Here is a 15,028-nt window from a genome sequence, read left to right on the forward strand (position 1 = left end):
CGTCGGCGGTCTTTTTTCGTCAGCGCCCGCGCACCGTCAACCCGCAGACTCGACGGTTTTCTTCGCATCCGCCTGATCGATCAGCGCTTTCAGCGTCACGCCCTCGGCGCCCTCCTTGCGCGCCTTCAGCCAGCGCACCAGCGTCGACACCTGGCACGGACGCAGGCCCTTGACCTCAAGCATGGCATCGCCCCGCAGCGAGGGATCTGATGCATCCGCATTGCGTATCAGCACACAGTGCTCACTGTCGGGATCGATCACCACCAGGTGATCGTCGACCATCCCCACTTCGAGCTTGTGTGGATCAGCCATGGTCAGGATCAAGCGACTCATGACCGCGGGAAACCCCACCAGCGGATAACGGCAATCAACCACCAACGAATCGAGCTTGCGCATCAGCGCCTCGGACAGATGCCACTTCATCCAACCGCGCCCTACCCGCAGAACCAGCGTGCGCACATCGTCCGGGATCACCGGCAGAAGATCGTAGACATCCACCCGTCCCTCGAGCACCAGCACGTCACCCGTGCGCTGGACGTAATCCAGCGGCTTGATCTGGCGCATGCTCGGATAACCCTGAACGACCCGCTCGCGCGATTCATGCAACAAGACTTCAGCGTACTTTCGGGTTCCAAGCAGCTCGTAATCCTCCGGCAGGTCGACAGCGGGAATCTGGATCAGCCGTGCACTGTCAGCGATATACCACTGCACACTGGCCTCCTGAGAAGCGATAGAGATGAATGGACGATGCGCTGCGTTCGCCAGCAAGGCTTGCAAGTCTCTGATCAGATGCTCGCCATGGGCCGCCAGCCAATCGTGTTGCACGCCAATGATCTGCGGTGGTTCCTGATGCTCCAGTTGCAGCACCACGCCTTCGCGCGTCGTGCCCAAGAGACCGGCACCGTCGACCCGTACATCGGCAAAGCGCCACGCCGTCCACTGCCGCTCTGGTTTTGGCAGCATCCGGCTTTGCAACAACTGCGAGCCGTCTCCGAATGCCGCCTGCAGTTGATGCGGATCGATAAACGTCTGGCGCCAGACCTCGCCACTTTCGGGCTCGAACAGCCACGCCGATTGATTGTCCGGTGTCATGCCCAGCAACCGGAGCTGTGTTGGTTGCGCGTCACACAACAACAAGCGGTTGTCCACGTACCAGGCGTGCAAGCGCGCATCCCCGGCAGTATTGGCAATGCCGACAATCGGGAACTGCTCCACTGCATATTGTCGGGCGATGGCGTCGAGCGCCAGCCACCATTGTTTGCGCCCCTTGAGCCAGGACTCGGTCAGACCCGCAAAACGCACTTCACCGTCAGCGCCGATTTCGAATGACAATCCGTCCCCGGTGCGGGCCTGATAGCCATTGTGTTCAGCCGTCACCTGCTTCAGGCGCTCGGGCTGCACCCAGCGGTGCGACCACTGAATCTGTTCCAGCGTCACGGTGCGCTGCACCCGGCACAGGCTCTGGAACTGCCGGTCGTAGATGACAAACACGTCGCCGTCATCACTGGGCGTCAGCAGCATCAGCTCGTTCAGGTTCTGGATCGAGTCGGGCCAGGCGCGGGCATGGTGGCGGCGCGGTACCGGGCGCACGATCAGGTTGTCACGAGTACGGACCCAGGCCATGTCCCGAGCGTTGTCTTCGATCTTCCAGCAGACCGAAACGTAAGCAGCGAACTGCCAGTCGACCGTGGCGTAGCCTTTGTCTGCATCGACCGGTTTGAGCGATACCCAATCACCCAGTACCGATGTCCAGGCAGGCAACGGCGTGCCGTCATCGAGCAACATCTGGAAACCCGGCTCAAGTCCACGGGTAACCGAGCTCAGCCACAGTTCACCTTCATGAATCAGGTAGTTGAGGCGCTCACGCGTACCGTCCTCATACGCGTATTCCTGCACCACATGGACGACACCCTGCCCATCGGCTTCGACGCTAAGAATCGTGCTGACGCCGGTGCGTCGAAACATCAAACGAAAGCGATGACTGAGCAGGCCGGTGCCGGCATCGACCTGACAGATTTCGTAGCCAATCGGATCATGGAAAAATGCCGAATCGCCGGCCACCACCGACAACAGCCCTTCATCGTCGAACACCTCGTCGTTGCGGATATAGAGGATCCGGTCCTGCACAGCGTCATACCAGCCATTGGTGTAACGCGGCGCCTTGATGTTCTCGAACGGAATCAGGTAGTCGTGGATCGGCGTATAGCGCAGCGCCAATCGATGGGCTCGCGCCAGGTCTTGCAGATGATCCTGCAGGACCTGGCCGTCCAGGCCTCTGGGCGCCTGTTCTTCCAGAAGATCCAGTTCAGTCCGTTTATTGCCGGCAATCCGGAAGAGCCGGCCATTTTCGATCAGCAGGGAAATCTCCGGGGCAATGTCCGCCGTCACCTTGAACTCGCAACCTTTGATACCGAACTGCCCGTTGCTGCCCAGCACGATGTCCTTCTCGACGGCCCACGGCGCGACAATGATCCAGCGGTCCTTTTGTTTGCCCACTGACGTCAGTCCGACATTGACGCCGGGGTTGAGCACGAGTGTGCATGTGCCTCCACCACCCTGAATCCGATAGCTGATCTGCTCGCGCCAAGGCTCGGGGATCACCGGCACAACCAGTTTGCGCGCCTGCGCATCCAGCGTGACCCGGATCTCGGTCGGGCGATAATCGGGGTACATCCGATGGACAATGTAATGGCTGGGGAACGAGTAGAACGAAAACAGGAACAGCCACTGACCGTCCGCTTTTTTCTTCTCCAGACGCCGGGCGATGTCGAAACCCTTGTCGTGGCGCTGTGATGCGAACGGCAGGATCTGGTACTCGTAGCGATAGCAGGTAAGCGGCGTGCACGGCAAGACAATGGCCTGCTCGGCGGACGGTGAGAACTTCATCTCGGCTGGATAGCTCAGTTCTTTGCTGAGGTGAATAGCTCGCGGGTAATCGACCTCGAACTCCGGCACGCCGAAATGATCGCGCAGCGGGTAAAGACGGGTGCTGTCGAGCAGCAGTTTGCCGGTGCTCAGGTCCAGACCATTGATGATCAGCGACGGTCGTGGCAACCAGGCACCTTGCTCGCCGCTGTAGTGAAATCCGTCCCCGTGATGCGCCTGCTCCAGTTCCGCAAAAAACAGCCCGACCGCCTTCGCTTCTTCAGCGATGGTGGCAAAGCTCTGCGCCAGCGCAGTCACGCCGACCGCAAGGCCACCCAGAATCACCCCGGCGCCTCCCAGCACCGCTGCTGCCGTACCCGCACCGGCAAACGCTGCGCCAAGTCCCGCGCCGGTGAGGGCCAGACTGCTGGCATCGAAGGTCAGCTGGGTGGCGTAGGTGGCTGTCTCCACATCATTACGTGCCGTCGCCAACTGATAGATATCGAAACCGACATTGGCCAGACCCAACACCGCGCCGACGCCTTCGTTGCCCAAATGCCCGGCCACAGTGCCGAGGGATCTGCCGATCAACGGCTCGAGCGCTTCGCCGACCACCTTCGCAGTGGTGCGGGCGATCAGTTTTTCATCGCGCAGCGCGGCCTGCACCAGACCGATCAGTCCCGCCACATCGACCACATTGCCATGCACCAGTTGTGCGTAATTGACGTAGGCATGCCACTGCACCGCCGTTGTCAGTGTGCGGTCTTCGCCTTCGCGACCACGCAAAGCATTCATCAAGGCCTGCACCGCGAAACCGGCATTGAGCGTATGCACTGCCGCTGCCTCGGTCGGATCCACAGCATCACCGACCGGACGCTTGCGCCCGAGGATTGAAAACAGGTCAGTCAGGTAATTTTTGATTCGCAGCAGGCGATCATCCCGGCTGACGACCGTGGCGACCAACTCGCCGGTCTGTGGATCGATCATGCCCACCCGATAACTGCCCTCGGGCGTCACTTCCAGCGAGTCGAACAACGGCACAAGAGGCGTCACCGAGTCATGGCCCTCCTGCAACCGCGCCGTCATGTCGGCAATCTCCCCGCCCCACCAGTCATTGTCTGAAGACAACAGTGCCTTGCCCAGCCGCGAGTTCTCCATCAGCGTTCGTCCGTGAGCACTGTTCATCCTCTGGCGAACCGACCTGAACGGTTTGTCCGGCAGCGGCTCGTCCCTGAGCAATTGACTTACCTTGCTGCCGTTCGACAGGTTCAGATCGGCGACTTTTTCCCCATGCACATCGATCAGATCGAACTGTGGCCGGCCAGGTTTGCCGTACACGGCGTAATGACGGGCGATCTGTGCCTGCTTGAAAAATTGCCCAAGGGCCATTCTGAAGGTTACGGAGCTGTCGAACTGGAACAGGCCGAAGTTCGGATCGTAGAAGTGATAAATGACCGTACTCCCGTGTACAGTCCGAGCCACCAGCATCGAGTGGTTATCCGAGTTGAGCATCAGGGTTCGCGGCCCCACGGACGCCTCGAGTGTCGCGACCATCTTGTCCAGATCGCCCCGCCCCAGCGCCGTGCCCACATCGGCTGCGTTCACGCCACGCATTTCCTCCAGCGCGGCCAGAAACGCCTTCGAGTCCGGGTGCTCCGGCTCAAGCACCGCCAGAAAGAATCGCTCGCGCAATTGCCGGGTCGCTCCCTCGCCCTGTGTGAGGGCGGCCCCCATCGCCAGCGCCAGCGGAAAACAGCGGCCGGCCGCAGTGTCACCCGGCCCGTGCATCAACAAATCCTGAGGCACCATTTTGACAGTGCCGGCCTCGAACTGACTGAGCACCTGTTCCAGCCGCTCCAGAACCTGTTCGCGGTGTTCCTGAGTGGCGAGCCGCTGGATCTGCGCCACATGACGCCCCCAGTCAAACAGTGTCGCAGTGTTGGCCAAGGCATTCTTTTTCAGGCCAAGTGCGGTGACCGGATGCGCGGGCAATTCATCACCCACACTGGACATGCCTGCCATGAACGCAGGTGCGCGGTGCTGATAGAGATGCTGTTCAATCGCCGCATAGCGCCCTGCCGTACCGCGCTCACTGAGGCTGTTGATCAGATTGTCCAGCGTACTGCGCAAGGCGGAAAAGCTTTGAGCGTCCAGTGAATCAGCGCCCAGCAATGCTCCGATGGTCAAACGCTGCAACGGGGTGAGCTGTTCGAGTTGCCAGGAACCGGCGCCCAACCCGATCAACAGCTCATCCAGTGCGAGGCTCTGGGCAACCGGATTTTTCGGGAATGCCGGTGGCCGCAGGCGAGTGTCCTGATTGCGGATGGCCTGACGATCATCGAAGCTCAGCGGCAATCTTTCAGCGAACACAAGGGTGCCGTCGTGACCGTTCGTCATCGCCTTGGTGAACGGCTCGCCGAGGTGATCAGCCATCCGCTGCAACAGCTCGGTATTCAGGACATGACGTCCTTCGATGAGCGGCCAGCCGAGTTCGAATTCGACGGTCGTCTGTTTCAACAACTCAGCGATGTTCCCGGCGTAGCGGCTCTTGAATTGGCCATCGCGCCAGCGTTGCTGCTCAGTCTCGAGCCACTTCTGAGTATCGGTTTCGTTTTCCTTCCAGGAGTGATCCAGTTCCTCTTCAGTGAGTTGATTGACCGTCTGCAGAGGTGCGATGGCCATTTCCCGCCGTGACGCCTGCGCGCCCTCGGGCGTTAAAAATGCCTTTTCGAAATCGCCGGTGCCATCCTTGATCGCGACCGGTCCGGTCAAATAAATGGTCCCCTCATTTTTTGGTCGGATACCTTCGTTGTGGTATCCGGCTGCGGCATTTGCCAGATAAGACGCAAAGATGGCTTCCATTCCGGGCAAATCAAACAAAGGCCCGTAAGACTTTTCCAGCACTTCACCAGCCAGTGTATCCATGGCTTCATGCTCTTGAAGACTGATACCTTTGTCAGTGGCCAACCGTGCGGTGTCATCGATCAATTCATAGTTGAACCTGAAGCGCTGGAGCACGGACTCAAGTACCGCCGAGCCGGCATGCGCCATCATGTAGGCATTGCTGATCGTGTTTCCCTTTGCCACCGCGCGCAATGCGTAGGGACGGACAAGCAGATCCTGTGGAGGCTGAAACACTTGGGTCAAAGGCGGCCGGCTTTTGGCAAACGCTTGCAGTACCGTGCGATGCTCTTCGGGTATTTGCAACAGCTTGTCTCTGTATTGCCCCCGCAACGCTTGTCGACCTGGCATCCAGTCAGGATTCTGATCCAGCATCAACTGCAAAACACCGAGTCGAGCATCCTCACCAAAGTCGCTTATATCGACACCTGCAATTTCCTTCAGCAACGGCGGCAAGTTATCGACATCGGTGTAACTGCCGCCCTCAAAGTACAAGACCTCTGCTCTTACGATATCCGATGCCGCCGCCAGGTTGCCCCGCATGCGCATTTCCCGCTGGTAAATATCCCGCAACTTCAAAGGTATTTCCGAACCCGCCAGATCGCGCACGCGAACGTCACCTCCGACCAGCGCATCAATACTTTCACGGTTCTTTGCCTTCAACACCCGTAAGTCCTGAGAACTCTGACCATAAGCACGGCTCAACAACTGCACCCTTGCTTCATCGGCTGATTCGCCCTTCGCAACTGCCGCATCAATGTGTTCGCTCATTTGTTGCTTCAACGCAATAGCGCGGGCCACATACATTTCGCCCAATACCTTATCGGAAGTGCTATCGACGCCCCCGTGCTCCATGGCGTCCGCCTTCGCCGCATCGACCATCAAGCGATTGGCCTGCCAGGCCAGCAACGCATCACTGTCATACCAGACGTTGATCTGATAACCCTGACCAGCCAATACCTGCTTCCAGACATTGATGTAGTCGCGCTGAATCTCGCCGATGCCGCCACCCAGCCAGATGAAGTGCAGGATCTTCGGCACTTGCGTAGCGGGCGTTTTCATCAGTTCGACGCTGTAACTCAGACGCGACTCAAAATCGGCGACTCTGGCGCCGATTTCTGAAAGATCAGGTGTCTTCTTGCTGTCCAGGCCCGGAGCAGGCGCCTGTTCCACTTCACGTCGTACCCGCAGGCCATCGAACTCTGCAAGCGCCCGCTTGAATAGCGCGAGCGGTTGCAGAAGCCTTGGCGAATCGAGCAAACCGACACAAGCAAAGTAGTAACGGATCACTTCGTCATGACGAACAGTATTCTTGTAGGGCAACAGCGCCTGTTCAAGATCAGACAACTTGAACAGATTGACGAACTTCACATAGCCGCCATCGACAACATCAACATTAGCATCCTGCATTTTAATACTTCCCTGAGTGGTGAACCATGTGCACTGCCAATCGGCTGGCACACGTCTGCACTGCAAGTAACAAGACTTGCAACACTTAAAAATCATCAATATAAAAAATTGAGCAAGCTTCACAAAATTGAAACTAGTACAAAACAAAAACCAAAAACACACACAAAACACTTCAAACAATGTCCAGGGAAATATTCAATAACATCGAGCCAACTATCGAAATAAACAAGCCATTAAAAAGCACATAAAAAAACAAGGCCGCGAATGGCGAATTCGCGGCCTTGTTTGTTTTATCGATCATTGCCACTCGACAGTGCGGGGATATCAGCCGGCCGGTTTTTCCCCGTACCAGCGCGGCGTATAAACCCACTCCCCGCCCTCGGCTCGAGGGAAAGTGCAGGTAGTGGAAGAACCGATCAGCACCATGGTGCGCATGTCCACTTGCTCCGGAGTCAGCGCGCCCAGTGTCGTGACGCGCAGCGTCTGCCCCGGCCGACCGATATCGCGGCCCAGCACCACCGGTGTTTGCGGCGTGCGGTGTTGCGCGACGATTTCCAGCGCTCGCCCCAGTTGCCACGGACGGGCACGGGAGATCGGGTTATAGAAGGCCAATGCCAGATCCGCCTCGGCGGCCAGATCCAGACGCTTCTCGATGATCGACCACGGTTTGAGGTTGTCCGACAGCGACATCACGCAGAAGTCATGGCCCAGCGGCGCACCGGCCTGAGCGGCGGTGGCGAGCGACGCCGAAACACCCGGCAGGATTTCCAGATCGACGCTGTGCCACGCCGGATCCGTCGACTCGTGCAATGCTTCAAGCACCGCCGCCGCCATGGCGAACACGCCCGGATCGCCGGACGAAACCACGATCACCGAACGACCCTCAGCGGCCAACCGGAAGGCGTGACGGGCACGCTGCATTTCTTCGCGGTTGTCGGTGCAATGCTGCACCTGATCGTCGCGGAACGGGCCGGCCATGCGCACATAGGTTTCGTAACCCAGCACGTCAGTGGCGCGGGCCAGTTCGGCTTTCACCGCCGGCACCATCAACTCTGCCGCACCCGGGCCAAGGCCAATGACAGCAAGGCGACCACGCGGACGACCGATCTGCGAAACATCCAGCGGCTGTTCGGCCACGGCGATGGCAAGGTCGCGGGATGTTGTGATGATTCGAGCGTCGGGGACTGCATCGCGAACCAGCTCAACGATGTCACTCGCCGGCGCGACAAAGCGCAACGGCACAGCCAGTTCAAGCGCGGCGTCACGCAACGCCGGACTGGCCATCTGAGTATCAGCCGCCACCAGACAGGCCAGCGATTGAATTGCCACACCGGCCTGAAGTAACGCATCGCGAATTACATCCGGTAGATCGGCCACATCTGTATCGACCGCCACCGCCACGCTACGCGGATAAATCAGCAACTCACTGGCGTTCGCCGCGCGGGCATCGCTGCCCACATGAATCGAGCGCTGCGCCTGTGGATCTTCCGGCAGTTGCGCCTGCTCAAGCCACGGCGCAGCACCGTCGATGCGTACGCTGTGGCCGGCGAGCAAGTCGGAGACAAAACGCTTGCCCTGCTCCAGATCGCCGAGGGCATAACCGCCGGGCGGGTTGAGCAGGCAGGTGCCGAAACGCAACTCGCCGCTGGTGGTAATCGCCGCTGCCACTTCAAGCGCAGACGCAATCTCGCGGGCCATGACGTTCACCCCGCCGAGGCCACCGAGCAGCGGCACCACGGCGCTGCCGTCTTCAGCCACGGCGAGCACCGCTGGCTCGACGCCTTTTTCCAGCAACAGCGGCACCAGGGTGCGAATGACAATGCCGGCCGCGCACAGGGCAATGATCGGCGTGTCCTGTTGATACAGCTCGCGCAGGGTTGCGCCGAAGTCGCTGTAAGTCAGGTCCGCGCCTTCGACGCGCCCTTTTAGTCCATGAATCTGCGCGGCCGGATAGACCTGCTGAAGACGACGGGCCGTGCCCAGTGCGCCCTGGCCGAGAATGACGATGGCCGGTGTGGAATGGGTCATCAGCCTTGCCACCGTTCGCCGGGCACAATGATCAGCGAGAAGTACGGCGACGACATCGGCTCGACCTCATCCAGCGGTACGATCTTCTGGTTGGCCATGGTCGCGCGCTCGACGTACAGCGCACGCTCGGCCAGACCCAGCTCTGCCAACACGTCGCGCACCTTCGGGAAGTTGCGCCCCAGTTTCATGATCACCGCCGCATCGGCATCCGCCAGGCGACGCTTGAGTTCATCGTGAGGCAGCACGCCGGACAGCACCGACAGGCTCTGATTGCGATACACCAGCGGCGCGCCCAGTACCGAAGCGCCGCCGAGCATCGAGCAGACGCCCGGCACCACTTCGGCTTCGTAACGGCTGGCGAGGCGATCGTGCAGGTACATGTAGGAGCCGTAGAAGAACGGGTCACCTTCGCAGATCACCGCCACGTCGCGACCGGCGTCCAGATGCGCGGCCACTTCTTCTGCCGCGTCATCGTAGAAATCGCTGATCACCTGTTCGTAGGACAGCGGCGCCGGCAGCACTTCGGTGGTCACCGGGTACACCAGCGGCAGTAGATTCTGGGCGTCCTGCAGGTGCGCTTCGATGATGCCGAACGCGTTGCCCTTCTTGCCCTTGGCCACGAAGTACGCCACCACCGGCGATTCGCGCAGCAGGCGCAAGGCCTTGACGGTAATCAGTTCCGGATCACCGGGGCCGACGCCCAGGCCAATCAAACGTCCTTGAGCCTGCATCATTCGATCTCCGTGGCGAGAGCATTGACCGCAGCGGCGGCCATGGCGCTGCCGCCGAGGCGGCCCTGCATGATCACGAACGGCACGCCACGGCTGTTGGCGGCCAGTTCGGCCTTGGATTCGGCGGCGCCGACGAAGCCCACCGGGAAGCCGAGGATCAACGCCGGTTTCGGGGCGCCGGCGTCGAGCATTTCCAGCAGATAGAACAGCGCGGTCGGCGCGTTGCCGATCACCACCACGCTGCCTTCCAGATGCGGACGCCACAGTTCCAGCGCGGCAGCGGAGCGGGTGTTGCCCAGCTCGCGCGCCAGCTCCGGCACGCTGTCATCGCGCAAGGTGCAAATCACCTCGTTGTTGGCCGGCAGGCGCGCACGGGTCACGCCCTCGGAAACCATCCGCGCATCGCACAGGATCGGCGCGCCAGCGGCCAGCGCATCGCGCCCGGCCTTGCCGGCGCCTTCGGAGAATTGCAACCCGTCGATGGCCTCGACCATGCCGCAGGCGTGGATCACCCGCACCGCGAGTTTTTCCAGGTCGGCCGGGATGCGAGCCAGGTTGGCCTCGCTGCGAATGATCGCGAAGGAGTTGCGATAGATCTCCTGACCGTCGCGGATGTAATCAAGCATCAAGGGGGCTCCGTGAGCGGGCGGCGAGCAGGGTCGCGGCCGCTTCGATAGTAAGGTTGTGAGCGTGCAGCGCGCCGAAACCCGGCAGGGCTGCACCGCGAAAATAGAGATCGTAGTGGCCGGGGCCGACCGCCAGCAGAGTCACCGCTGCCCGATGTGCGGCGGCGCAGGAACGCGGGCAACCGGACAGGTGCACATCAACGGCGTGTGGCAACAGCGTAGCCAGCAGGCGGGCATCGTGTTTGGTGTCGGCCAGGCCTTTGCCGCAGCCGTTGGCGCCGGTGCAGGCGATCAGGTGTGACAGGGGGTCTTCGATGCGGGTCAGCAGGTTCAGCTTGCTCAATTTGTCGAGCACTTGAACCGCATCGGTTTCCTGCACATTGGGCAGCAACAGACTCTGCCAAGGGGTGAAACGCAGGCTGCCGTCACCAAAGGTTCTGGCCAGGTGTGCGGCGCCACGCAGCATGTCCGGATCAAGGCGGCCAAGCGCCGGGGCAGCACCGACATAGACCTGACCGGCCGATTGCTGAGGGTGGATGCCAAGGTGCAAACCCTCCGGTCCGGCTTCGCGCTGCCAATCAGCAGCGGCTTTCAGGCTGATCCGCTGAGCGATTTTTTCCAGGAACACCGGCGCCGGGCATTCATCCAGCAGATGGCGCATTCGCGTCTGCTCCGGTCGGGCCAGATCGAGGAACAGTTCCAGCACCGCGACCACCAGCGCATGTCCGTGCGCAAGCGCCACAGCGGCCAGCGGTCGATCCGTCGGACAACCCGCCAGGCCGAACGCCAGCAGCGTGTCGCCGCGATCTTCGAATGCCGACAACCACAGGTCATGGGGATGTTCGAGCATCGCCAGCGCTTCACCGCCGTCCAGTTGCACGGCGAACTTGGCGCTCAGCTCGTGGAAGCGCGGATGACTTTGCAGGGTTTCGAGGATCTGCCCGGCCAGTGGACGAGTATCGAAGCGCATCTGCGGGTCGATGCCGGCGGCGGGGCTGAGCATCAGGTTGCGCACATCGTCGCCCGCTGCGGTTCGCGGCCCGAGACCGGCGGCCAGCAGGCTTTCGATCAGCGCGGCGGACTGCTCGCCGATCCCGCGAATCTGCAGATTGCCCCGGTTGGTCGCCTCGATCGCCCCGCCGGCAAACCGCTCGGCGGCATTGGCCACCGCATCGGCCTGATCGGCCGTGATAGAACCGCCATCGAGCTTGATCCGGCAGATCCCGCCGTCCAGCGCCTGGACGATACGCAGCAACCCCGGACAGGCCGAGGGGCGTATGGCGTTGGACATCGGACGTTCGTTCAAGGGCTGGCAGCTCTGTGGGAAAGGCGCTTCGCGGGCGAAGGCGCGGTATTATGCCTGCTTTGTCCGACGGCATGAAAAGTCTGCCCGTCGGAACGGCGCGTTTGCGGACACTTTTTTGAGGGGCTACAGATGTCACCCTGGCTGACAGTAGTAGGAATCGGTGAAGACGGCTTCAAGGGCCTGGGCAAGAATGCCCGGCGCGCCTTGATGGGCGCTTCGCGGATCATCGGCGGTCAGCGTCAGCTGGATCTGTTGCCGGTGTGCATCCGTGGCGAGCGCCAGTTGTGGCCGAGCCCGTTTTCCCTGGCCCCGGTGCTCGAGCATCGCGGTGAAGCGGTGTGCGTGCTGGCCAGCGGTGATCCGATGTTCTACGGCGTTGGCGCAAGCCTGGCGCGGCAGGTGCCGGGGGCCGAGATGCTGGTTCTGCCGGCGCCGTCGTCCTGCTCGCTGGCGGCGGCCCGACTGGGCTGGCCGTTGCAGGATGTCAGTGTGCTGTCTCTGGTGGCTCGCCCGCTGGCGGCCCTCAACGCACAACTATTCAGCGGCGTGCGCCTGTTGTTGCTGAGCAATGACGGACAAAGTCCGGCGGCTGTTGCCGCGTTACTGCGTGAGCGCGGATTCGGCGCCAGTCGCCTGAGCATCCTGGAACATCTGGGCGGCAGCGACGAGCGCCGCATCGACGGCACCGCCAACGACTGGAATGATCCGCTCATTGCCGACCTCAACGTGATCGCCATCGAGTGCCTGGGCGATCCAGATACACCACGTCTGTCGCGCCTCGCCGGCCTGCCTGACTCGGCTTTCCAGCATGACGGCCAACTGACCAAACGCGACGTGCGCGCAATCACCCTCGCCCGCCTCGCCCCGACACCGGGCGAACTGCTGTGGGACGTCGGCGCGGGCAGCGGCTCGATCGGCATCGAGTGGATGCGCGCTCACCCGAGCTGCCGCGCTCTGGCCATCGAGGCCGATGATGGCCGACAACAGTTGATCGAACACAACCGCGACGCTTTGGGCGTTCCCGGTCTGCAACTGATTCGCGGCAGTGCCCCGCAGGCTCTCGCCGGGCTGGAATGTCCGGACGCGATTTTCATCGGCGGCGGCGTGACGCGCGAAGGCGTGCTCGACACCTGCTGGGAACAACTCAAACCCGGCGGCCGACTGGTCGCCAACGCCGTGACCCTGCAAAGCGAAATGACCTTGATGAGCTGGCGCGAACGCCACGGCGGCGAACTGACCCGCATCCACATTGCCCAGGCGCAGCCGCTGGGCGAGTTCGACACCTGGCGCCAGGCCCTGCCGATCACCCTGCTCGATCTGGTCAAACCCCTCGATGCGTGACGAAACCGCCGAACAACCCGCGCCCTTGCGCAGCGGCCTGACCACCGGCAGCTGCGCCACGGCCACCAGCCTCGCCGCGGCGCGCCTGCTGCTCGGCGGAGCGGTGGCGGACGCCGTGCAGATCGTGTTGCCCAAGGGCAAGCAGGTGCAGATGCGTCTGGAGTTCTGCCGGCTGACCGAAGACGGCGCTGAAGCCGGGACGATCAAAGATGCGGGCGACGACCCGGACGTGACTCACGGTGCCCTGCTTTATTCGAGAGTGCGGCTGATGGCCGAGCCGGGAATCCGCTTCATTGCCGGCAAAGGCGTCGGCACCGTCACTCGGCCGGGGCTGGTGCTGGGCGTCGGCGAGCCGGCGATCAATCCAGTGCCGCGCAAGATGATCAGCGATCACCTGACGCTGCTCGCCGAAGAAACCGGCTATCGCGGCGGCTTCGAGGTGACGGTCAATGTCGAGGGTGGCGAAGCCCTGGCGCTGAAAACCATGAACCCGCGTCTGGGCATTCTCGGCGGCCTGTCGATCCTCGGCACCAGCGGCATCGTCAGGCCGTTTTCCTGCGCGGCATACATTGCCTCGATCCATCAAGGCATCGACGTCGCGAAAACCAACGGCTACCTGCACATCGCCGCCTGTACCGGCAACGCCAGCGAGGACACCATGCGCCGGGTCTACAACCTGCCGGAAATCGCCCTGATCGAAATGGGCGACTTCGTCGGCGCCGTGCTCAAGCACCTGCGCAAAGTGCCTGTGGATAAACTCAGCCTGTGCGGCGGCTTCGGCAAGATCAGCAAACTGGCGGCCGGGCACATGGATCTGCACTCGCGCCATTCGAGCATCGACTTGCCGCAACTGGCCGAATGGGCGGCGGCGATTGGTGCCGACGACGATTTGCAGCAAGCCATTCGCGGGGCGAACACCAGTCAGCAGGCATTGGCGATGGCCAGTGCGGCGGGCGTTGCGCTGGGCGATGAAGTCTGCCGCCATGCTTTGGAGTTCGCCCGTAGCGTGGTGCCGGCGCAGGTTCAGGTCGAGGTGTTTGCGATTGATCGTCAGGGCGGCATCGTTGGCCATGCGGGAGCCTTTGTATGAAGCGAATCTTGTTGCTCGGCGGCGTGACTGAAGCGCTGGCCATCGCGCGCACGTTGGGGCCGGAACACATTTACAGCCTGGCCGGGGTCGGCCGGGTGCCGACCGATCTGACGTGTCAGGTGCGCGTCGGCGGCTACGGTGGCGCCGAAGGTCTGGCGCAGTTCATTCGCGACGAAGGCATCACACTTTTGCTCGACGCGACCCACCCCTACGCCGCACAGATCAGCCAGAACGCCGCCACCGCTGCGCAACTCACCGGCACCCCCTGCTGGGCCCTGCGCCGCCCCGCGTGGCAACCGCAACCCGGCGATGACTGGCGCGAAGTAGCCGACTGGGCCGAACTGATCACCGCCCTCGAACCCTTCCGCCGCCCACTGTTCACCCTTGGCCGCGAACCGCTGCAACACCTCGACGAAATCCCCGCGCACCAGTTCTGGACCCTGCGCGCCCTCGACGTCTACCCCGGCAACGAACGCTGCGAAGTCATCGGCGCCCGTGGGCCGTTTCTGCTGGAAGATGAGCGGGCACTGTTCGAACGCCGGCAGATCGACGTGCTGATCAGCAAGAACAGCGGCAGCACCGCAACCGAGCCGAAACTGGAAGTGGCGCGGGAGCTTGGGGTGCCGGTGCTGGTGTTGAAGCGGCCGGTGTTGGCGGGGGTTGATCGGGAGTTTGCGACGGTTGATGACGTCAGCTCGGCTCTTGAAAAACCTTGATCAGGACGGAGCTT

General features: G+C 61.9%; 8 protein-coding genes. 3 read left to right on the plus strand and 5 right to left on the minus strand.

Features of this window, described 5'->3' with window-relative positions; all coding sequences use genetic code 11:
* Positions 1-36: 36 nt before the first annotated feature.
* The 5 genes from AC07XZ_RS09695 to cobG form a co-directional block, all read right to left on the minus strand.
* Positions 37-7,176 carry a TcdA/TcdB pore-forming domain-containing protein gene (locus AC07XZ_RS09695; protein ID WP_102688350.1) on the minus strand — a complete coding sequence of 2,380 codons (7,140 nt, stop codon included), beginning with the start codon at positions 7,174-7,176 and terminating at the stop codon, positions 37-39.
* A gap of 324 nt (positions 7,177-7,500) precedes the next feature.
* The gene (gene cobJ, locus AC07XZ_RS09700) at positions 7,501-9,204 is read right to left on the minus strand and encodes a precorrin-3B C(17)-methyltransferase (protein WP_102688351.1); all 1,704 of its coding nucleotides are present in this window, start codon (positions 9,202-9,204) and stop codon (positions 7,501-7,503) included.
* Complete coding sequence (locus AC07XZ_RS09705; RefSeq protein WP_007951035.1) at positions 9,204-9,938, minus strand: precorrin-2 C(20)-methyltransferase; 735 nt, start codon at positions 9,936-9,938, stop codon at positions 9,204-9,206. Before AC07XZ_RS09705 ends, cobJ begins: the two co-directional genes overlap by 1 nt.
* Positions 9,935-10,561, minus strand: a complete 627-nt coding sequence (locus tag AC07XZ_RS09710) for a precorrin-8X methylmutase (protein ID WP_085609238.1) — start codon at positions 10,559-10,561, stop codon at positions 9,935-9,937. The genes AC07XZ_RS09705 and AC07XZ_RS09710 overlap by 4 nt, the downstream gene beginning before the upstream one ends.
* Positions 10,554-11,852 carry a precorrin-3B synthase gene (gene cobG, locus AC07XZ_RS09715; RefSeq protein ID WP_102688352.1) on the minus strand — a complete coding sequence of 433 codons (1,299 nt, stop codon included), beginning with the start codon at positions 11,850-11,852 and terminating at the stop codon, positions 10,554-10,556. The genes AC07XZ_RS09710 and cobG overlap by 8 nt, the downstream gene beginning before the upstream one ends.
* A 144-nt stretch (positions 11,853-11,996) precedes the next feature.
* On the opposite strand from cobG, the gene cbiE reads away from it, so the two are divergent.
* The 3 genes from cbiE to AC07XZ_RS09730 are packed head-to-tail and all read left to right on the plus strand — an operon-like array spanning position 11,997 to position 15,014.
* Positions 11,997-13,208, plus strand: a complete 1,212-nt coding sequence (gene cbiE, locus AC07XZ_RS09720; RefSeq protein ID WP_102688353.1) for a precorrin-6y C5,15-methyltransferase (decarboxylating) subunit CbiE — start codon at positions 11,997-11,999, stop codon at positions 13,206-13,208.
* Positions 13,201-14,298, plus strand: coding sequence for a cobalt-precorrin-5B (C(1))-methyltransferase (locus AC07XZ_RS09725; protein ID WP_102688354.1), 1,098 nt, complete (start codon positions 13,201-13,203; stop codon positions 14,296-14,298). The genes cbiE and AC07XZ_RS09725 overlap by 8 nt, the downstream gene beginning before the upstream one ends.
* Positions 14,295-15,014: a cobalt-precorrin-6A reductase gene (locus AC07XZ_RS09730; protein WP_102688355.1), complete on the plus strand. Its 720-nt coding sequence runs from the start codon at positions 14,295-14,297 to the stop codon at positions 15,012-15,014. Before AC07XZ_RS09725 ends, AC07XZ_RS09730 begins: the two co-directional genes overlap by 4 nt.
* The last annotated feature ends 14 nt before the right edge of the window (positions 15,015-15,028 follow it).

The organism is Pseudomonas sp. GW458-11-26-14-LB4 (assembly GCF_059423925.1).

Excerpts from the sequence above, each read along its gene's own strand:
- AC07XZ_RS09695 (WP_102688350.1), bottom strand. The coding sequence starts at position 7,176 with ATGCAGGATGCTAATGTTGATGTTGTCGATGGCGGCTATGTGAAGTTC.
- cobJ (WP_102688351.1), bottom strand. The coding sequence starts at position 9,204 with ATGACCCATTCCACACCGGCCATCGTCATTCTCGGCCAGGGCGCACTG.
- AC07XZ_RS09705 (WP_007951035.1), bottom strand. The coding sequence starts at position 9,938 with ATGATGCAGGCTCAAGGACGTTTGATTGGCCTGGGCGTCGGCCCCGGT.
- AC07XZ_RS09710 (WP_085609238.1), bottom strand. The coding sequence starts at position 10,561 with ATGCTTGATTACATCCGCGACGGTCAGGAGATCTATCGCAACTCCTTC.
- cobG (WP_102688352.1), bottom strand. The coding sequence starts at position 11,852 with ATGTCCAACGCCATACGCCCCTCGGCCTGTCCGGGGTTGCTGCGTATC.
- cbiE (WP_102688353.1), top strand. The coding sequence starts at position 11,997 with ATGTCACCCTGGCTGACAGTAGTAGGAATCGGTGAAGACGGCTTCAAG.
- AC07XZ_RS09725 (WP_102688354.1), top strand. The coding sequence starts at position 13,201 with ATGCGTGACGAAACCGCCGAACAACCCGCGCCCTTGCGCAGCGGCCTG.
- AC07XZ_RS09730 (WP_102688355.1), top strand. The coding sequence starts at position 14,295 with ATGAAGCGAATCTTGTTGCTCGGCGGCGTGACTGAAGCGCTGGCCATC.